At 37.3% G+C, this 20,633-nt stretch carries 17 protein-coding genes; all 17 read right to left on the bottom strand.

What is annotated here, in order from left to right; genetic code table 11:
- Positions 1–45 precede the first annotated feature (45 nt).
- Complete coding sequence (dpaB, locus tag BN1066_RS16110) at positions 46–636, bottom strand: dipicolinate synthase subunit B (RefSeq protein WP_077320467.1); 591 nt, start codon at positions 634–636, stop codon at positions 46–48.
- A gap of 41 nt (positions 637–677) precedes the next feature.
- Positions 678–1,550 carry a dipicolinic acid synthetase subunit A gene (gene dpaA, locus BN1066_RS16105; RefSeq protein ID WP_077320466.1) on the bottom strand — a complete coding sequence of 291 codons (873 nt, stop codon included), beginning with the start codon at positions 1,548–1,550 and terminating at the stop codon, positions 678–680.
- A gap of 661 nt (positions 1,551–2,211) precedes the next feature.
- A complete protein-coding gene (locus BN1066_RS16100) occupies positions 2,212–2,445 on the bottom strand; it encodes a YlmC/YmxH family sporulation protein (protein ID WP_077320465.1) in 234 nt (77 codons plus the stop codon).
- A gap of 109 nt (positions 2,446–2,554) precedes the next feature.
- Entirely contained in the window at positions 2,555–3,775 is a 1,221-nt protein-coding gene (locus tag BN1066_RS16095; RefSeq protein ID WP_077320464.1) for a M16 family metallopeptidase, read from the bottom strand.
- 34 nt (positions 3,776–3,809) lie between these two features.
- Positions 3,810–4,754, bottom strand: a complete 945-nt coding sequence (locus tag BN1066_RS16090; RefSeq protein WP_077320463.1) for a polysaccharide deacetylase family protein — start codon at positions 4,752–4,754, stop codon at positions 3,810–3,812.
- A gap of 538 nt (positions 4,755–5,292) precedes the next feature.
- Entirely contained in the window at positions 5,293–7,410 is a 2,118-nt protein-coding gene (locus BN1066_RS16085; RefSeq protein WP_077320462.1) for a polyribonucleotide nucleotidyltransferase, read from the bottom strand.
- 668 nt (positions 7,411–8,078) lie between these two features.
- Positions 8,079–8,348 (bottom strand): 30S ribosomal protein S15, encoded by a 270-nt coding sequence (rpsO, locus tag BN1066_RS16080; protein WP_077320461.1) that lies wholly within the window; start codon positions 8,346–8,348, stop codon positions 8,079–8,081.
- A 137-nt stretch (positions 8,349–8,485) separates the two neighbouring features.
- Complete coding sequence (ribF, locus tag BN1066_RS16075; RefSeq protein WP_077320460.1) at positions 8,486–9,424, bottom strand: riboflavin biosynthesis protein RibF; 939 nt, start codon at positions 9,422–9,424, stop codon at positions 8,486–8,488.
- Between the two features lie 20 nt (positions 9,425–9,444).
- Positions 9,445–10,338 (bottom strand): tRNA pseudouridine(55) synthase TruB, encoded by an 894-nt coding sequence (gene truB, locus BN1066_RS16070; protein ID WP_077320459.1) that lies wholly within the window; start codon positions 10,336–10,338, stop codon positions 9,445–9,447.
- A 143-nt stretch (positions 10,339–10,481) separates the two neighbouring features.
- Complete coding sequence (rbfA, locus tag BN1066_RS16065) at positions 10,482–10,823, bottom strand: 30S ribosome-binding factor RbfA (protein WP_077321517.1); 342 nt, start codon at positions 10,821–10,823, stop codon at positions 10,482–10,484.
- Between the two features lie 47 nt (positions 10,824–10,870).
- A complete protein-coding gene (locus BN1066_RS16060; protein WP_077320458.1) occupies positions 10,871–11,149 on the bottom strand; it encodes a DUF503 domain-containing protein in 279 nt (92 codons plus the stop codon).
- On the bottom strand, positions 11,149–13,287 hold the full coding sequence (infB, locus tag BN1066_RS16055) for a translation initiation factor IF-2 (protein WP_077320457.1): 2,139 nt from the start codon (positions 13,285–13,287) through the stop codon (positions 11,149–11,151). The genes BN1066_RS16060 and infB overlap by 1 nt, the downstream gene beginning before the upstream one ends.
- A 16-nt stretch (positions 13,288–13,303) precedes the next feature.
- The gene (locus BN1066_RS16050; RefSeq protein WP_077320456.1) at positions 13,304–13,606 is read right to left on the bottom strand and encodes a L7Ae/L30e/S12e/Gadd45 family ribosomal protein; all 303 of its coding nucleotides are present in this window, start codon (positions 13,604–13,606) and stop codon (positions 13,304–13,306) included.
- A complete protein-coding gene (gene rnpM / locus BN1066_RS16045; protein ID WP_077320455.1) occupies positions 13,596–13,877 on the bottom strand; it encodes an RNase P modulator RnpM in 282 nt (93 codons plus the stop codon). The genes BN1066_RS16050 and rnpM overlap by 11 nt, the downstream gene beginning before the upstream one ends.
- A 14-nt stretch (positions 13,878–13,891) precedes the next feature.
- Complete coding sequence (gene nusA, locus BN1066_RS16040; protein ID WP_077320454.1) at positions 13,892–14,989, bottom strand: transcription termination factor NusA; 1,098 nt, start codon at positions 14,987–14,989, stop codon at positions 13,892–13,894.
- A 16-nt stretch (positions 14,990–15,005) separates the two neighbouring features.
- Positions 15,006–15,476, bottom strand: coding sequence for a ribosome maturation factor RimP (rimP, locus tag BN1066_RS16035; protein ID WP_077320453.1), 471 nt, complete (start codon positions 15,474–15,476; stop codon positions 15,006–15,008).
- Between the two features lie 777 nt (positions 15,477–16,253).
- Entirely contained in the window at positions 16,254–20,540 is a 4,287-nt protein-coding gene (locus BN1066_RS16030) for a PolC-type DNA polymerase III (RefSeq protein WP_077320452.1), read from the bottom strand.
- Between the last annotated feature and the right edge of the window lie 93 nt (positions 20,541–20,633).

The following is a 20,633-nucleotide window of genomic DNA, read 5'->3' as shown; positions in this document are numbered from 1 at the left end:
AAAAAACAAGTTTATTAGACTTCTAGCTTATAATTTTACCATAGTTTAGCCTTCGTGAGGAACAATAACAGGCTGAAGTTGTTTAAAATTTAATGCCGATTCTACAGTTTCTGGTAATAACTCCATTTTAGCTACAAGTGAGTTTGGCTTGTTATACGGATCGTCTTGACCAAATGGAATAAAATAAATGAATTTACTAGCCATCAGCCTCATTACGTTTACCCCATTTAAGCCAAGTGCATCATTTGTTGAGATGCCCACTACAACTGGGCGTTGATTCCGCATCGTTGCTTTTGCCGCCATTAATACAGGAGAGTCAGTTAAAGCATTCGCGAGCTTACTTAAAGAATTTCCAGTTAATGGTGCAACAACCATACAATCTAATGGCATTTTAGGTCCTAATGGCTCTGCTTCAGGCATCGTCGTGATAATTTCTTTTCCTGTTATGGCTTTAATTTTATCCAGATGATCTTGAGCATCTCCGAATTTCGTGTCAGTTGTTCGTACAGTATAAGTTACTACTGGAACCACTTCTGCTCCAAGCACCATTAAACGCTCCATTTGTGGAAAAACCTGATCATACGTACAATGAGATCCCGTCAAACCAAAACCGATTCGTTTACCTACTAAACTCATTTTATTACCCTCCTATTGATATATTTAAAAGTTATCTTTTATCAAATAACAGTTAATTGTTGTTTAATAACATCTGCCAATATTTTTCCAGCTGTTTTAGGTGCTACAATCCCCGGCAGACTTTTAGCCAATATGGCTTTAATTCCACGCTGCTTCGCATATTGGAAATCTGTTCCTCCCGGTCGAGAAGCTAGATCAATAATGACGGCATGTGATGGGAGATGTTTTAACTCTTCCTTTCCAATGACTTGTGCAGGAATCGTATTAATTAAAAGATCACAATTTTCCATATGCTGTGCTAACTGCTGGAGCGGTACGGCAGTTAACCCCATTTCAGTAATTCGAGCTAAATCCTTCACTCTAGTTGCACTAACTGACACTTTTGCACCCAATGCAGCGAATTTATTTGCTACGGTATTTCCTACTCGACCAAATCCAACCACCATAACATGTGAAGAATGAATCGTGAAATCAGTATGTTCGATTGCCATCATAATCGTGCCTTCTGCAGTTGGTATCGAGTTATATATCGCAACATCATCTCTATCTAATAATGGAACTAGTTTAATATTTGCCTTCTTCGTCACTTTTGTTAAATAATCATTTGTTATCCCAGTAAAAACAATCGTGGATTTGCGAAGCTTTTGAAACCAATCCATCGGAAGATAAATTGGTTTTTCGGAAAAAACCGGTTCGACACGCCCTTCCATGTCAGTTCCTGTAATTGGTAAAATAACAGCATCTAAATTCCTTGAATCAATCTCATGAATAGTAACTTGTTTTAAACCTGTAAACCCCTGCTCCAACTTATCGAAACCGACAAGTATAATAGTTATATCTGCTGATGCTTGAAGTTGTCTAATTAATTCCAAATAACGCGCATCTCCGCCAATAACTGCAATTGTTTGCTTCATACTTGTGAACACCCTCCAAACGTACCAAATTGAATCACACTTCTTTATAGCTTATGTGCTAATTACAAGATAGTGATTATGTTTTAAGAAAACTCAGCTAGTATTAATCAATTTTACGACGATTGACATCGTTGTTTATGGAAGTAAGACAGGAACAATTATTTTATATGCTCTCTAAACATTAGAAAAACTTGGCTTGTCGCCAAGTGACCGGTTAGCAACGTACAAACTGGAGCACATCTGACGAGATAAAGTGAAACTTCATACAAGGAGCTTTTCTTGTCCTGTTGCCTGAACGAATGGGCATTTAGGAGCTGCTTCTGTCATAAAAGTTCATGAAATCTTAAGCGGATTTTTCAAAGGCAAGAAATACAGCTCCATCCATTCGGGATAAAGGAAACATGCCCTGCAACAGGGGTATGCCGACGCCTGAGCGGCACCCGTTTTTAGTCTGTGTTCATTTAGGTTCGAGCCGATGTTGACTTATCGTAGGAAGGAGATCGAAGTTTGCTAGACGCTCGAGCGCTTAAGCTTTACAACCCAAGCTAGCTTTTCGTAAAAGATATTCACTATGTATACACTTGTATAGACACGAAAAAAGCTAGTACCCAATAGGGAGGTACTAGCTAGCACTGCTATTTTATACCGTAATTGGATAGTCTTATTTCGTATCGATTATTATCATATCCTCGCCAATCTTTTTAATCGCACTCCAACGAATTTTTGTTTCTTCCGCTTCTTTTTTTAAACCAAACCATTTATAATTTGGAATAATAAATGATTCAATTTGTCCGGTCATTTCATTTATTTCTAAATCTGTTTGCCCCAATACTCCTAATCTTGAACCTTCATTTACATTGACAATCTCTTTTCGACTAATTTCCTTATAGCGCAAGTAAGCCTACCCCCCATTCTCTTTTTACTATGTATATGCAATTAAAAAAAACCTATGTTTCCATAGGTTCTACAAATAAGTTATAGGTTTGTTTGATCTCTTTAACCACTTATTTAGAGTCGGATGAAATTAATGCAATCGAAGGTGCTTGTTTAAATACTATGTCCATTACATGCTGTATGGATGAATGATTAACTGCATCAATAAGTTCTACCATTTCATCTAAACTAAGATGTTCTTTTAGAATTAATTCATTTTTTCCGTTTCTGCTCATCCGACTATTTGTACTTTCGGAGCTTAATAATAAACTCCCTTTTAGCTGTTCTTTACTATTTTCAAGTTCTCGATCGGTTAAACCATTAAATATAAAATCATCAATTGTTGTTTGAATCACATCAATTAATTTCTCTAATTGATCTTTGCCTGTTCCTGCATAAATCGTTAATAACCCACTATCCATAAATGAAGAATGATAGGAAAATACGGAATAAGCTAAGCCCTGTTTTTCCCTAACATCCTGAAACAGTCGAGAACTCATACTCCCACCAAGCACATTGTTCATAATAATCAAGCTATAAATATATTCATCATTTATGGGTAACCCATTATATCCTAAGCATAAATGAGCTTGTTCGGTGTCCTTATAACGCTCTATTCGTTTACTTAAAAATGTGGGTTCCGTAATAGTTCTAGGAGTAGAAGCATAATGATAGCTCCCAAAGTAATCTTCCACCATTTTTATAAAAGTAGCGTCTACATTTCCCGCTACCGATACGACAACATTCTCAGGATGATATCTAGTATGCATATACTTCCTTAATCTTTCTTTAGTAAATGCTCCTAAATGCTCTTCTGTCCCTAAAATAGGCAATCCAAGCGGATGTTTTCCATAAGCAGCTCTTGCTAATAAATCATGGACAAGGTCGTCAGGGGTATCCTCGTACATTTTAATTTCTTCGTAAACTACTTTTTTTTCCCTTTCCATTTCGACTTCATCAAAGGTAGAGTTAAAAAACATATCTGCTAATATTTCTAAAGCTGCTTCTTTATGTGTATCCACGACTTTTGCGTAAAAGCATGTATATTCTTTTGATGTAAATGCATTTACATGTCCACCAATAGCATCAAATTGCTCTGCAATATCCTGAGCAGAGCGTGTCTTTGTTCCTTTAAAAAACATATGCTCTAGAAAATGAGAAATGCCATTTTCTTCGTCTGTTTCATTACGAGAACCTGTTAGTACCCAAATTCCAATTGTCACGGATCGAACTGCGGGAATTCGTTCCAAAACAATCCGTAAACCATTTTTACATATATGTTTTTCTATCACTATAAATCCTCCTAATGTTATCAAAATAACATGATTATCTTTGGGTATCAACCAGCTTTTCAATCGTATTTATTTTAAATTTTTTATCTTTGATAGATGTAATCAATTGATCTAAACCACGCGCTGTTGCTTCTGTTGGGTGCATTAAGATAGTTGCACCCGGATGAAGCTTTTCATTTACCCGGTTAAGCATAACAGAAATAGAAGGATTCTTCCAATCAATCGTATCAACGGTCCAAAGGACTGTTTCCATGTTTAATTGATGACCAATTTGGACAACATGATCGTTGTAGCTACCGCTAGGAGGAGCAAACCACTTTGGGGTGGTTCCGATAATAGCTTTAATGATATCATTTGTTTGTACAATCTGTTCCATCATATTTTGATTGGATAACCTAGACATATCGGGATGATTATAAGCATGATTTCCGATCAAATGGCCTTGTTCGTGAATCATTTTTACTAATTCAGCATTATTTTTCGCCCATTTTCCTTCAATGAAAAAAGTTGCCTTTACATGATGCTTTTTTAAAATTGATAATAGTTCAGGAACATATGCTTCTCCCCATGAAACATTAATAAGAAATGCTACCATATTTTTTTCCGGATGCCCACGATATATTGGTGAAGGCGGCAAATCCTTTAAGCCTGTTTTCGGTGGAACTTCATCATAGACTAATAAAGTCTCTTTAAATACCCCTGCTTTTTTCATCTTTTCATAGGATTTATCTATATTAACGATTCGGCCATTACGACCCGGCGTTTTTTTCCATACCCGGTCAATATATGCATCTTGTGGTGCCTCTTCATACTGTTTTGCTTTTGTTTCAATCTCCTTATATAGTGAATCTTCTCTATTTATTGTTTCCATAATATTAGTCGTATCCATTGGTGTAATTACATTTCTATTTATATCAAACGTCAATACTACAAGTGTGATAAAAACGATAAAATGTATTAAATGCCGATAACGGTGCACACGTATCCCCCCCCCCCTCATTACTACATATATGATGAAAGAGGACAAGGTATGCTATCCATCATAGCGATTTTTATACTTAAAAAGGGAGTAAGTTAACCAATAGCGCAGACGGAAAAGCTATTATTTACTGGAAACCGCTTTTTTACAGAATAATCAATATGGAATTATAATCGTATATGTTTAATTTTATTAATTGGAATAAATGGGCGTATTCATCTTTATTCCAGTGCTTTTGCTTTTCATAAAGAATAAAAGCAAGTGCTCCGTTTAGCGATGTACAAACTAGAGAAGTTCTGTCGGAGAAAACATGCCCTGCAACAGAGGTATGCCGACGCCTGAGCGGCAGTCCGCTTTTAGTTGGCTTTCCTTAGGTTCGAACCGATGTTGACTCACCATAGGAAGAAGAGCGAAGTTTGCTAGCAGCATGATCGCTAAACTAGGCGATATTAATTTTCAAAAAAGTTATCTACAATATAGAAACGAATATACTTTCTTAGATAATAAAAAAGAAACTGGGATGCCAGCTTCTTGTTTTTTATGATTTTGGCTTTGATGCTTCTTTTCGTTCACGTTCTTCTTTTAATACTGCTTTTCTGGACAAATTTATCCTTCCATGTTGATCAATTTCTTTTACTTTTACTAGAATTTCGTCACCAATAGAAACAACGTCTTCTACTTTATTTGTTCTTTCCTCTGCTAATTCAGAAATATGAACAAGCCCATCTTTTCCTTTAAACAATTCAACAAAAGCACCGAATTTTTCAATCCGCTTTACTTTTCCAAGATACATTTGACCAACTTCTACTTCTCTTACTAAATCCTCAATAATGTGTTTCGCTTTTTCATTCATTTTTTCATCTGTTGAAGAGATAAAGATATTTCCATCTTGTTCAATATCGATTTTTACACCAGTTTCATCAATGATTTTATTGATTTGCTTTCCGCTAGGCCCAATAACATCACGAATCTTTTCTGGGTTAATTTGCATGGTTAAAATTTTTGGCGCATATTCCGAAAGCTCTTCTTTTGGTTTGGAGATTGTAGCGAGCATTGAATCAAGAATTTGCATACGACCTTTTTTGGCTTGATGCAGTGCTTCTTCTAGAATTTGTTTAGACAATCCATCAATTTTTATATCCATTTGTAATGCCGTTACACCTTTTGCGGTACCTGCCACTTTAAAATCCATATCACCTAGTGCATCTTCCATCCCTTGAATATCGGTAAGAATCGTATAATCTTCCCCCGATTTTACAAGACCCATGGCAATCCCGGCAACTGGTTCCTTAATTGGAACTCCTGCATCCATCATTGCAAGTGTGCTTGCGCAAATACTTGCTTGTGACGTGGAACCATTAGACTCCAAGACTTCTGATACAAGCCGAATGGTATATGGAAACTCTTTTTCAGAAGGAATTACTTTTTCTAATGCCCGTTCTCCTAATGCACCATGTCCAATTTCGCGTCGACCAGGTCCACGCATTGGGCCAGTTTCACCTACACTGTATGCTGGAAAATTGTAATGGTGCATAAAGCGTTTAGATTCTTCTAAATCAAGTCCATCAAGAATTTGTACATCACCTAATGCTCCGAGTGTACATACGCTTAAGGCTTGCGTTTGTCCACGTGTAAACAAACCAGATCCATGTGCTCTAGGTAATACATTAATTCGTGAAGAAAGTGGACGTATCTCATCGATTTTACGACCATCTGGACGAATTTTTTCTTTCGTAATTAATCTTCGTACTTCTTCTTTTACCATATTATCAAGTACTGCTTTTACTTGTTTAACTTCTTCTTCCTCTTCGTCGTACAATGCGAGCACTTCTTCTTTTACAGCTTCAATAGCTTCCTCACGTGCCAGCTTTTCTTTAACTTGAATTGCTTGAAGCAATTTTTCTTTTGCTTGTGCTTCTACTTTTTCTGCTAAGTCTTGATCAATTTCAAATAAAACGGGTTGTTGCTTCTCAACACCAGTCGCTCGAATAATTTCTTCTTGAAACTCAACTAAACGAATGATCTCCTTGTGCCCAAACATAATTGCCTCTAACATTACTTCCTCTGGAACTTCATTTGCGCCTGCTTCGACCATATTGATCGCATCTTTCGTTCCGGCTACAGTTAAATCAATATCACTTTGTTCTTCTTGTTCCACTGTTGGGTTAATGACAAATTCGCCATTTACTCGTCCAACATGAACCCCTGCTATTGGTTCCGAAAATGGAATGTCTGAGATGCACAGAGCGATAGAAGAGCCAATCATTGCTGCTATTTCTGAAGAACAATCCTGATCAACACTCATAACTGTACTGATCACTTGTACTTCATTTCGATACCCATCAGGAAATAAAGGACGAATAGGGCGATCGATTAAGCGTGAAGAAAGAATTGCTTTTTCACTAGGTCTTCCTTCTCGCTTGATAAATCCTCCTGGAATTTTTCCGACTGCATAGAGACGTTCCTCATAGTTAACCGTTAGCGGAAAAAAAGGAAGATCTTTAGGTTCATTAGACGCTGTTGCTACAGATAACACAACGGTATCTCCATAGTGAATCATACAAGCGCCATTTGCTTGCTTTGCTAATTCTCCGGTTTCAACAATAAATTTCTTTCCGGCGATTTGTGTAGAGAATTGATGTTTGTCTTCTGCCATTAGTTCAAGTACTCCTTTCAAAAACATTATACCTTATATTTTAGAATGAATAAGCATGATTGTAAATTTTATGTAGATAATAAAAGGGTTTACTAAATTTAATATACATATACCCTATTTATACAACCATCCTACGTTTTCTATTATATACGTGGAAAATCTGTAAGAAAAGTATAGCCTGTTCTATATAGACGAAGAAAGCAAAAAGCCTAAAATTAACCTTCTAGTTGCACTTATACGTAAAACTTAGAAAATTTGTTACAAATGCTTCCATATGTGAAGTAAACTTAGCTTGTACCATCACTGTAATTGTATGTATTGTCTAATTGCTTTTCTTATCTCATAGGATAGTCTTTACTCTCTTAACGTAGAACGAACAAAAGCTTAAGCACTCGTTTAAGCGGCTTACGAAAGAACTTCTGACGAGTTAAAGAAAACATATGCCTCTAAAACAGTAGTATGCCGACGCCTGAGCGGCAAGTCCGCTTTTAGTCGGCCTTCCTCTAGATTCGAAGCAATGTTGACTTGTCGTAGGAAGAAGGTCGAAGTTTGTTTACAGCTAGAGCACAAAAACTGGACGAACCTACTTTTGAAAAAGAAGTCCACCATGTAGAAACGGATATACTTTCTTAGACTATAAAAAAGCAGGATTTCTCCTGCTTTTTTACTTATCTGCGTAGACCTAGCTTATTAATCAATTCACGATAACGAGTAACGTCTTTTTTACGAAGATAGTTCAATAAATTACGACGCTTACCTACCATTTTCAATAGTCCACGACGCGAATGGTGGTCTTTTTTGTGTACGCGTAAATGTTCATTTAGAGTATTGATTTCTTCCGTAAGTACAGCAATTTGCACCTCTGGAGAACCAGTATCCGTGTCATGAATTTTAAAATCATTAATGATTTCTTTCTTACGCTCTTGTGTAATAGCCATTCTGGCTCACCTCCTAATTTTACAATTTGACATCCCCACTCCCCTAGCAAACGCCGGAGTTACGTTTTGCCAAGCGGTGGTTCGACTTTTTTTATGTTACACTTCTTTTGCCAAAAATGCAAGTGCTGGAATTAAGTTTATCGAGAAAAAAACGCACGGATTTCTTTTTCATCTTTTTTTATTTGGTCAATTAACTCATTTTTCCCGGGAAATTTCTTTTCATTTCGAATAAATCTATGAAACTCAATTAATAGTTCTTCCCCATAAAGCTCATGATTATAGTCAAAAATATTTACTTCTAGAATCGGTTCATCCATTTCTGTTTCAAAGGTTGGATTAAATCCAAGACTTGCCATCCCTTCATATTTTTCTTGCTTATAAATCGCTTTCACCGCGTAAACACCAGGTCTCGGTAACAGTGCTTCAGGATTAGTATTGATATTAGCTGTTGGGTAACCCAATTGCTTTCCACGCTGTGCACCCTTTATAACGATTCCATCAACAAGCAATGGTCTTCCAAGCAATTGATTTGCTTCTTCTATTTCTCCTATACGAAGCAATTGCCGAATTTTAGTAGAACTGATTTTTTCATTATTGCATTCTACTTTCTCTACTTTTGTATAGGTGAATGCCCCTCCTGCATGAGTAACAATCGTATTCATATTTCCCTTTCCTTTATGACCATAGGAAAAATCAAATCCAGCAACGAGATGCTTTATATGCAGACCCTTGATAAAATGATCAATAAACCCTTGGGCTGATAAAGCTGCTAGTTCAGTATTAAACGTAATAACATATAGTCTATCTACATCAAGCCGTTTTAAAATTTCCTGTTTTTCTCGCATTGGGGTAATATATTTAACATGCTTAACTGCTTTATTTAATACAACAGAAGGGTGTGGGTAGAATGTAATGACTGCGCTTTCCATGTTTCTTCGTTTTGCTTCTTTCACTGCAGTTTTAATCACGTGCTGATGACCTTTATGTATACCATCAAAAAACCCAATAGCGGTAACTGTTTCTGGTAAATCTTCCAGCATGAGAGTGTGCGGATATGTTAACTGAAATGTTCGCATCTTTTTTCACCTACACTTTCTTATCTACTAAATACACGGATTGGTTTGATATATTCTGGTTGATCGGGATGTATTTTATAAATTGCTACAGCTTCATTTTTATGCATCATTATAAAAGGATCCGTCTTCACGTTCATTATACGTGGTAGTTTTTGCCCGTGAAACACTTTTTTTGCTGTCTCTTGGTCAACAAAGTATTGATCCAAATGCGGTAATCCAGCTTGAATAGGATATAGTAGCTCTGTTTCTTGCTTCCGCTTGACAGCCTCTTCTATTGTAGCAAATGTTACTGCATTTTTGTGGGAAAATGCACCTGTGGCTTCTCTGATTAGTAAAGACATATGGGACGGATATCCTAACTCTTTTCCAATATCAACGCATAGTGTACGTATATACGTTCCTTTTGAACAACTAACCCGAAAAGTTAACGCATGATTTGTTTGATCAGGCGGAGACAGCAATACTAGTTCATATATTTTCACACGACGTATTGGCCGTTCCACAGTTTCATTATTTCTTGCGTACTCGTATAACTTTTTTCCCTTTACTTTCACTGCAGAGTACATTGGGGGGACCTGTTCTATTTCTCCGGTAAACTTAGCAAATACGGTATTAATTTCATCTTCGGTTGGAACATTGCTTACCGCTTTCTGTGCAATAATCTCTCCTGATGCATCTTCTGTCGTTGTAGCTATCCCTAATTTCAACTCAGCTTTATAAACCTTTTTGGTATCTGTTAAAAATGGCACTATTTTCGTTGCTTTACCAATACAAATCGGTAAAACACCTTCTGCATCTGGATCCAGCGTTCCTGTATGTCCAACTTTTTTTGTGCCAAATAATTTACGCACTTTGTATACACAATCATGGGATGTAAATCCTTTAGGCTTCCATAATGGCAAAATTCCATCCATATGTAAAAAACCTCCATTTTTTAATGAACAGATGAAGGAAAAATCTGACCTTACTATGAGGTCAGATTTTATCTACTGTAGCAAACCATTCACGTGAAATGGTGACTGGCAAGTATAGATCCTTCAAAAAACATTCAAGAGGATTACTTCTTTAAGTCGCGAAGAATCGTTTCAATTCGATTGCCATACTCATATGCTTCATCAAATTCAAATGTTAACTCAGGTGTTTTGCGCAAACGGATTCGTTGCCCGATTTCTGAACGAATGAATCCTTTTGCTTTGGCTAAGCCAAGTAACGTATCTTTTTTTTGTTTTTCGTCACCTAATACCGAAATATACACCTTTGCCTGCTGCAAATCACCAGTAACTTCTACATCTGTTACTGTTACAAATCCAACTCTAGGATCTTTAATTTTCCGAGTTAAAATTTCTCCTAATTCTTTCTTCATTTGTTCACTTACTCGGTTAGCTCTTAATTGAGACATTTCTTTCACCTCATCATAGAACTCCTGCATTTAAAGGGAGTCGTAATTTAGATTCTTTCCACATTAGTAATGGTTCGTTCAAGTTCAGTATATGAATCAATCACATCCATTACTCCCTGAATCACTTGTTCAGCATGTACTTGCTCCGTTGAAATCGTAACGATACCAAGCTTTGTCCGTTGCCATAAATCATGATAGTCCAATTCCGTTACAGCTATATTGAAGTCTTTTTTTAACTTAGCTATAAGGCGCTTCAATACGGAGCGTTTTTGCTTTAACGACTGACCCTCATACAATATACATTCTACTTCGGCATAAAGGATCATTATCGTTTAATTTCCTCCATGACAAACGCCTCGATGATATCTCCTTCTTTAATATCATTAAAGTTTTTAACCGTAATTCCACATTCATAATTTTGCGCTACTTCTTTTACATCATCCTTAAAGCGTTTCAATGCTGCAATCTCGCCTTCAAATTGAACAACACCATTACGAATTAAACGTACACCGGAATTTCTGGTAATTTTCCCGTCTGTTACATAACAACCAGCTATGGTACCAACTTTTGATACTTTAAATGTTTCTCTTACTTCTGCTTGACCGATGGTTTTTTCTTCATACTCCGGATCAAGCAAACCTTTCATTGCTGACTCAACTTCTTCTATTGCTTTATAAATAACGCGATGCAGTCTGACGTCTACCTTTTCACGTTCTGCTGCTTTTTTTGCATTGACATCTGGTCGCACATTAAAGCCGATAACTACCGCGTTGGAGGCAGCAGCTAAAATAACATCTGATTCGGTGATAGCACCTACACCGGAGTGGATAATTTTAATATTGACGCCTTCTACTTCGATTTTTTGCAAGGAAGAAGCAAGTGCTTCGGCTGATCCTTGAACATCTGCTTTAATAATAATATTAATTTCTTTCATATCGCCTTGTTTAATTTGTTCAAACAAATCGTCTAAACTAACTTTCGTTTGTTCACTGCGGTTTTCTTGGATTTGCTTTTGTTGTCTTGCTTCCCCAATTTGCCGAGCTTTTTTCTCATCTCTAAACACAAGGAATTGATCGCCAGCCTGCGGTACATCATTAAGCCCTGTTATTTCCACAGGAGTTGACGGTCCAGCTTCTGTTACACGTTGACCAATATCATTAACCATTGCACGAACACGACCATACGTACTTCCAACAACGATCGAATCACTTACATGAAGTGTACCATTTTGCACAAGTAATGTGGCTACTGAACCTCTTCCTTTATCAAGTTCTGCCTCTATTACCGTACCAAAAGCAGGCTTGTTTGGATTTGCTTTTAATTCTTCAACTTCCGAGACAAGTATAATCATTTCTAATAATTCGTCAATACCTTCTCCTTTGATAGCAGAGATGTTTACAAAAATGGTATCCCCACCCCAATCTTCAGGGACTAGTCCATATTCTGTTAGTTCCTGCATGACTCTGTTCGGGTTAGCAGTTTCTTTATCAATTTTGTTAACCGCTACAATAATTGGTACTTCGGCAGCCTTTGCATGATTGATCGCTTCTACAGTTTGCGGCATCACTCCATCATCAGCAGCAACGACAAGTATTGCAACGTCCGTAACTTGCGCACCACGTGAGCGCATGCTGGTAAACGCAGCGTGACCTGGAGTATCTAGAAAAGTGATTTTCTTGCCATCATTTTCAACTTGGTAAGCACCTATATGTTGTGTAATACCACCAGCTTCTCCTGCTGTTACTTTTGTGTGACGGATAGAGTCCAGCAAAGTTGTTTTTCCATGATCGACATGCCCCATAATAGTAACAACGGCAGGCCTTTCAACCAAATCTTCCGGCTTATCCTCGGCGATATATTTATCTAAGTCTGTATCTTCAAGAATGATTTCTTTTTCAACCTCTACACCGAATTCTGCACAAATCAACTCAATAGCATCATCATCTAAGTCTTGATTTTTTGTAGCCATTACGCCAAGGAACATTAGCTTTTTTATAATTTCTGATGTATCCTTATTCAATTTATCAGCTAATTCGCTTACCGTTAGCGTACCGTGATACTTAATTTCCTTTGGAGTTTCCTTCTTTTCTACCGGTTCTTTAGCTGCTATCTTATTATTTCCCTTCGTTTTCTTACCTTTCGCTGGCTTTCCTTGTTGCTTTTGATGTTTGTTATTCGATTTGTCCTGTTTATATTGGCGTTTTTTTGATGTAGCTTGATTTGCTTTCGTTCGCTGGTTTAGATTTGATTTTGATTTAATTTCAGTTTTTGAAGCTGAATCATCGGTAGATTTTGCTTCTTGCTTCGTTTTTTTAAAATGTTCATCAAGCTTTGCTATCTCATTCTGTGCAATAGTTGACATATGATTTGTAACATCAACATTGTTTTCTTTTAAAAATGCAACTACTGCTTTACTTGAAATATTATTTTGTTTTGCATATTCATATACACGCATTTTACTCATACGTTCACCCCCGAATTTATTCCCCGAGTAACGACCTTAACTTAACAGCAAACCCTGCATCTAAAATCGCAATTGCTACTCTTTGGGTTTTCCCAATAGCTTTCGATAACGTTTCTCTATCGTCTACTATGGCATATGGTATTTCATAGGTTTTACATTTATCCGTTAGTTTTTTTTTCGTTTGTGGACCAATGTCGCTAGCTAATAAGATTAATTTTGCGCGATTGGTACGAATATCTTTAATAATGGCCTCTTCTCCAAGCGTGCATTTGCCAGCTCTAAAAGCAAGACCAAGTATATTCAGATAGTTATTTTTCATCATTTGCACCTGCTACCAGTTCTCTGAGTTCTGTAAAAATGGCAGCATCAACGGTAGCATTTAAGTGTTTGTTTAACACATTCGTTTTTTCCGCTTGATCGATTACTGCTATATCTTTTGAGAGGTAAGCCCCTCTCCCATTTTTTTTACCAGTTGGATCCACAAACACTTCTCCCTCTTTATTACGAACAATACGGATTAATTCCTTTTTCGGTTTCATTTCGTTCGTCACGACACATCTACGAGTGGGAATTTTTCGCTTCTTTATCATGTGTCCTATCCTCCTTATTCAAACAAACTTTCTTCATTGTCAGAATAGGCTTCGTCAGTTTCGTCGAGCAATCCTTCTTCCTTCGCTTCAGACTCACTTTTTATGTCTATTTTCCAACCAGTCAGCTTGGCGGCAAGACGTGCGTTCTGTCCACGTTTTCCAATTGCAAGCGATAATTGATAATCAGGTACAATGACCTTTGTTGCTTTTTCTTCTTCATTCACCAATACCTTAATAACCTTTGAAGGGCTTAATGCGTTAGATACATAAATAGTTGGATCATCCGACCATTCCACGATATCAATTTTTTCACCTTTCAGTTCATTAACAATCGCTTGCACACGTTGCCCTTTTTGCCCAACGCAAGAGCCAACCGGGTCAATTTCTGGGTCTCTTGCATAAACAGAAATTTTCGAGCGATCTCCAGCTTCTCTGGCAACGGATTTTATTTCTACAATACCATCATATATCTCAGGAACTTCCATTTCAAATAGTCGCTTCAATAAACCTGGATGTGACCTTGAAATATAGATTTGCGGACCCTTACTTGTGTTTTCAACTTTTGTTACAAACACTTTAATACGATCGTGAATGTTGTATTCTTCCGTCGGCATCTGTTCCGATTCAGCCAGCTTTGCTTCTATTTTACCGAGGTTAACATACACAAAACGCGGATCTTTTCGCTGAATGATTCCTGTCATCACATCTTCTTCACGGTCAGCAAACTCCGAATAAATAACCCCCCGCTCCGCTTCCCTTACACGCTGTGTGACAACTTGTTTAGCAGCCTGAGCAGCGATTCGTCCAAAATTCTTAGGAGTTACTTCCACTTCAACGATATCATCAACTTCATAATTTGGGTTAATTTCTTTTGCTTCATCTATTGAAAGTTCTTGTTGTGTATCTTCTACTTCTTCTACGACTGTTTTTCTGGAGAAGACACGCATCTTACCTGTTTCTTCATTAAGCTCAACACGAACGTTTGTTGCTGATTTAAAATTTTTCTTGTATGCTGAAATCAACGCGGCTTCCAAGGCCTCCAATAGAATCTCCTTATCAATTCCTTTTTCTTTTGCTAAATTATCAATGGCATCGAACAACTGCGTACTCACTTTTTTCTCCCCCTTTTCAGAACTTTACAGCCAATCTGGCTTTGGCTATCTTATCAAATGGAATTTCTACTGTTTTTTTACGCGTTTTCACTCTATATTCGACTGTTAACACATCGTCCGAATAATTGATTAACTCACCTTCATACGTTTTTTCACCATTGATCGGTTCGTATAATTTAACATGGATGTATTGATTAATACTATTAGCAATATCTCGTTTCGTTTTTAAAGGGCGCTCTACGCCTGGTGAAGAAACCTCTAGGAAATAAGCTTCAGAAATCGGATCGGCTTCATCCAACCGTTCACTTAATTGCTCTGATACTTCACCACATTCTGTGATATCCACGCCGCCATCTTTATCAATATAAACGCGGAGAAACCAGTTCTTTCCTTCTTTTACATATTCAATGTCTACTAATTCAAGGTTTTTTTGTTCTAAAATAGGGAGAACCAATTCTTCCGTTGTTTTAACTACTTTCGAGCTCAATGCTTATCCTCCTTTAAACTGTTTTAGTTACTAGTATAAACCATTTTCTCCTATTTCATTTCTGCAAGGAAAATTCCCGCCTATCGCTTTTTATGAAAAGCAAACTTTAAGAAGTTCCCCTAATGATTCGATTTAAAACCGGTTACCTTTTTACTGAGCTATCGCCTAACCAAAACTGTCAGTTATACCATCGTTTTAATAATCAATCCATCTTTATCCCGCATGTAAGGTGCCGTAAGACTCCCACTTCAAGATCTTGAGTTGATACAAAGGGTCTAAGCGGTAGTTAACGGCACCTAAATGCCCGATTTGTTCAAGGATCTTTAGATCATGCCCTTGCGGTACTAACATTCAGTAGGAGATGGAAGAAAACTCCTACTGAATGAAGTTTCAATTTATTTTTAGGATGATTCCGGTAACCAACCCTATTCCACCATACAAGCTGTCACCTTTTTTCAATATAAAACCCCTGCCTAGAGGTTTGGCAAGGGATTCATCGTTGCAAGCTAAAGTATGAAGAAAGAGTGGGTGATCACCCACTCTTTTAAAACGTTCGTATCGTTAACTTACCAAAATAAGTATAGCATATCGTTTATTTCATTGCAAGGATCAAAAGCGCAAGCGCTCGATTAGCCAACTACGCTAAAACCCGCCGAGGAGACTTCACCCCTTTGGGAAGGAGTAAAGCCCCCTCGAAGAACCAAGCGCAAAGTGTCATAAGCTGGACAAAGCTACTTTACAAAAAAGATATCTGCAGTCGAACAATTTTCTAACCGGCTAGAATAAGGATAGTTGATTTTGCTCAGCCATTCCCTCTAAGCAGCCGTGATTGTCCAAATATTCCAATACGGTTTTAGAAATTTTACTTCTTTCCCGCAGATCTTCCTTGGATAGAAACTCTCCTTCTTCTCTAGCTTTGACAATATTTAACGCAGCATTTGTGCCTAGTCCATCAACAGCATTAAATGGTGGGATTAAGGAATCCCCATCGACGATAAACTCCGTCGCACTAGATTTATATAAATCCACTTTGTTAAATGAAAAACCTCTTTCGCACATTTCAAGTGAAATCTCTAACACCGTTAATAAACTTTTTTCCTTTGGTGAAGCGTCATTTCCTTTTGCTGTAATAGCTTCAATTCGCTTACGTATAGCATTGGCTCCTTGGATCATCGTATCCAGTTCAAAATCATCTGCTCGAACTGTAAAATAAGCTGCGTAAAAATAGATTGGATAATGAACTTTAAAATAAGCAATTCGCACAGCCATTAACACGTATGCAGCTGCGTGAGCTTTCGGGAACATATATTTAATCTTTTTACAAGATTCAATATACCAATCTGGCACATTATGTTTCTTCATTTCTGTAATCCATTCATCTTTTAGCCCTTTACCTTTACGGACAAACTCCATAATTTTAAATGCTAAAGAAGCTTCAAGCCCTTTGTGCATGAGGTAAACCATGATATCATCTCGACAACCGATAACATCCGGCAATTCACATATCCCATTATTAATCAACTCTTGCGCATTACCAAGCCACACATCTGTACCATGTGATAAGCCAGAGATAATAACAAGTTCTGCAAATGTTTTAGGCTTTGTATCTTCAAGCATTTGCCGCACAAATTTCGTTCCAAATTCCGGAACACCCAATGTCCCTGTTTTACAGTTAATTTGTTCCGGGGTCACCCCAAGCGCTTCTGTTCCTGAAAAAATAGTCATTACATCCGGATCATCCGTTGGGATCGTCTTTGGATCAATTCCGCTTAGATCTTGTAACATTCGTATTACGGTTGGATCATCGTGGCCAAGAATATCTAACTTCAATAAATTATCATGGATAGAGTGGAAGTCAAAATGAGTCGTTCGCCACTCACTATTTCGATCATCAGCCGGATATTGAATAGGCGTAAAATCATAAATCTCCTTATCATCAGGTACAACAATAATACCACCGGGGTGTTGCCCGGTTGTCCGTTTTACGCCTGTACAACCTTTTACTAATCGATCCACTTCAGCATTTTTTAAGGCAAGCTGATTATCAGACGCATAACCCTTTACATAGCCGTAAGCCGTCTTTTCAGCGATCGTTCCAATCGTTCCTGCACGATAAACATTATCAATTCCAAACAGTTCTTTTGTATAATTATGGGCTCTCGGTTGATAAGAACCTGAAAAGTTTAGATCAATATCTGGTACTTTATCTCCTTTAAAACCTAAAAAAGTTTCAAATGGGATGTCTTGTCCATCTTTTGTTAATGGAGTTTGACATGTTGGGCAGTCCTTATCTGGAAGATCAAACCCGCTTCCGACAGAACCATCCGTAATAAATTCATGATAGTGGCATTCTTTACAAATATAATGCGGTGGCAAAGGATTTACCTCTGTTATTTCGGTCATCGTTGCGACAAATGATGAACCAACAGAGCCCCTAGAGCCAACCAAATACCCATCCTCCAATGATTTTTTCACTAGTTTTTGAGAAATAAGATAAATGACACTAAAACCATGTCCAATAATACTCTTTAATTCTTTTTCTAATCGTTCGGAAACAATTTTCGGAAGCGGTTCGCCGTATATTTTTTTAGCTCTTGTATAACAAAGGTCTCTTATTTCTTCTTCCGCTCCTTCAATCGTTGGAGTGAATAATCCATCCTTTACTGGAGATATTTCTTCTATTTCATCGGCAATTAAATTCGTGTTTGTGATCACAATTTCTTTTGCTTTCTTTTCTCCTAAAAATTGAAATTCGTTTAGCATCTCATTGGTAGTACGAAAAGGTGTTTGCGGTAATGTAACCCGATTTAACGGATTTCCTGCTTGAGAGGCAATGAGAATTTGCCGATAAATTTGATCTTGTTCATCTAAATAATGAACATTACCGGTTGCTACTACACGTTTGCCAATTCTTTCTCCTAATTTTACTAGTTTCTTAATAATATCTAGTATTTGTGCTTCATTTTGCACCAAATCTTTTTCAATTAAATGGGCATAATTTGCCGGTGGTTGCACTTCAATATAATCATAGAATTGTGCCACGTTTTCCGCTTCATCTTCTGATTTTTGCATCATTGTTTCAAAGACTTCACCTTGGTCACATGCGGAACCTACTAATATACCATGACGATATTTTTGTAATAGTGATCTAGGTAATCTCGGTACACGGTAGAAATAATCAATATGGGCATAGGACACTAGTTTATAAATGTTTTTAAGCCCTTCTTCTGTCTTCGCAATTAATGTACAATGAAACGGTCTGGAGCGTTGATACGCATTTCCTTCACCCATATGATTGTTCAATTGATTGTGATTTGTAATATCTTTTTTTAACAATTCTTGCACAAGCTTCCACAATAAATATCCCGTTGCCTCTGCGTCATAAATAGCTCGGTGATGCTGCGTTAGTTCAATGTCCAAATGTTTACACAATGTATTTAAACGGTGATTTTTTAACTGAGGGAAAAGAAACCTGGCTAGTTCTAATGTATCAATGACAGCATTTTCCGATTTATCATACCCGATTTTTTGTAAGCCTTGGTTTAAAAATCCCATATCAAAACTGGCATTGTGCGCAACTAAAATACCATCTTCCATCCAATTTCGAAAGTCTCGTAATACATCATCTACTTCTGGAGCATCTTGTACCATCTCGTCGGTAATTCCGGTAAGGTCAATGGTTGTTTGGGATAATGGATGGTGTGGGTTGGCAAAAGACTCAAATCGATCAATAATTTCACCTTGGTGAATTTTTACGGCCGCCAGCTCAATTATTGTGTCATACACAGCCGATAAACCTGTCGTTTCAACGTCAAAGACAATATATGTACCTGTGGCTAAATCAATATCATGTTCGTTGTAGGCAATTGGTACACCATCATCAACTAAATTCGCCTCTACTCCATACAGCACTTTAATTCCATGTTTTTCCCCTGCATGATGTGCTTCCGGAAAGCCTTGAACACCAGCGTGATCAGTTATAGCTACTGCTTGATGTCCCCATTTAGCAGCTTGTGCGATTAGATTGGTTGGTGAAACAACTGCATCCATTTGACTCATCGTCGTATGTGCATGTAATTCCACTCTTTTCTCGTCCTCTGGTGCTGTATCTTTACGTGGCTCGACTCTGATTTCTTGTATGTCATTTGCCATCATTACTAATTCATTGGAATACATATCTGTTTGGATGCTGCCTCGGGCTTTAATCCATATCCCTTCTTTGACAGCTTTAAATTTTTCTCTGTCTTCATCTCCTTTTGAGAACATCTTGATTTGGAGAGAGTCGGTATAATCGGTTACTTTAGCAATCAGCAAGCTTCTTCCCGAACGCAACTCACGTATGTCAACAGAAAAAATATACCCTTGCACGGTTACCCTGCGTTCTTCTTCGATGATTTCTTCCATATGAATTGGCTCATCCTGTATTTTATAGCCTAACATGACCGGCTTGTTATCAGATTGGAGTTTCGTTTGATCGCGTTTTTCTTTTTCTTGCACTGTCCTTTGAACGATTTTCTGATCTTCAACTGCTGTTTGTTGCTTAAACCGTTGTAAAGCCTCGATCTCTGTTCTAACGTCAATTTTAATTACATATCTAGGCAAACCCGCTTTTACACAGAAATGTTTAAATGATTCTTCTAAGCGTTTTTTAACTGCTAATGCTTCTGCTTCATTTCTTGCAGTTAACATAATATTATTACCGTCAACTTCTGGGGTCTGGTTTAACACCATGTCCTTATATGCCGGTGATAATTGTGCAGCCGAATGAATGAAATCCTGCCAATATTTTAACGTATTAGCTTCATCACAAGTCTTTTCTGTCGTTTCAATCGAAACATCAATATTCGCAATCTTTTGAAAGCATGTTTGCAAGCGATGTTTAAACAGCTGATAAACTTCACAGGGTAACACTTTTTTCGTACAAATGTGAAAATGCCATGTTTTTGTATGTTTTACTATTTCCAATTTATTTAAGTAGCTATCTTTAAAATAGACTAACTGATCTTCCGACATCTGCAGTTGTTTTAACAGTACATCCATTTTTTCTTTTTTTGTTATATCCATTGTTCTCCTCCTGTACCGTTAATCAAATTTAGATCTTATTTATGCTATAAAACCCCTGTCTCTTGGCATATGACAAGGGTTTTACAGATAAAA

Origin of the sequence: Virgibacillus proomii, from assembly GCF_900162615.1 — a bacterium.
Lineage (GTDB): Bacteria > Bacillota > Bacilli > Bacillales > Amphibacillaceae > Virgibacillus > Virgibacillus proomii.
This window is presented reverse-complemented; position numbering and strand designations above follow the sequence as displayed.

Excerpts from the sequence above, each read along its gene's own strand:
- dpaB (WP_077320467.1), bottom strand. The coding sequence starts at position 636 with ATGAGTTTAGTAGGTAAACGAATCGGTTTTGGTTTGACGGGATCTCAT.
- dpaA (WP_077320466.1), bottom strand. The coding sequence starts at position 1,550 with ATGAAGCAAACAATTGCAGTTATTGGCGGAGATGCGCGTTATTTGGAA.
- BN1066_RS16085 (WP_077320462.1), bottom strand. The coding sequence starts at position 7,410 with ATGGCAGAAGACAAACATCAATTCTCTACACAAATCGCCGGAAAGAAA.
- rpsO (WP_077320461.1), bottom strand. The coding sequence starts at position 8,348 with ATGGCTATTACACAAGAGCGTAAGAAAGAAATCATTAATGATTTTAAA.
- ribF (WP_077320460.1), bottom strand. The coding sequence starts at position 9,424 with ATGCGAACATTTCAGTTAACATATCCGCACACTCTCATGCTGGAAGAT.
- truB (WP_077320459.1), bottom strand. The coding sequence starts at position 10,338 with ATGGATGGAATTTTGCCATTATGGAAGCCTAAAGGATTTACATCCCAT.
- rbfA (WP_077321517.1), bottom strand. The coding sequence starts at position 10,823 with ATGTCTCAATTAAGAGCTAACCGAGTAAGTGAACAAATGAAGAAAGAA.
- BN1066_RS16060 (WP_077320458.1), bottom strand. The coding sequence starts at position 11,149 with ATGATCCTTTATGCCGAAGTAGAATGTATATTGTATGAGGGTCAGTCG.
- infB (WP_077320457.1), bottom strand. The coding sequence starts at position 13,287 with ATGAGTAAAATGCGTGTATATGAATATGCAAAACAAAATAATATTTCA.
- BN1066_RS16050 (WP_077320456.1), bottom strand. The coding sequence starts at position 13,606 with ATGAAAAATAACTATCTGAATATACTTGGTCTTGCTTTTAGAGCTGGC.
- rnpM (WP_077320455.1), bottom strand. The coding sequence starts at position 13,877 with ATGATAAAGAAGCGAAAAATTCCCACTCGTAGATGTGTCGTGACGAAC.
- BN1066_RS16030 (WP_077320452.1), bottom strand. The coding sequence starts at position 20,540 with ATGGATATAACAAAAAAAGAAAAAATGGATGTACTGTTAAAACAACTG.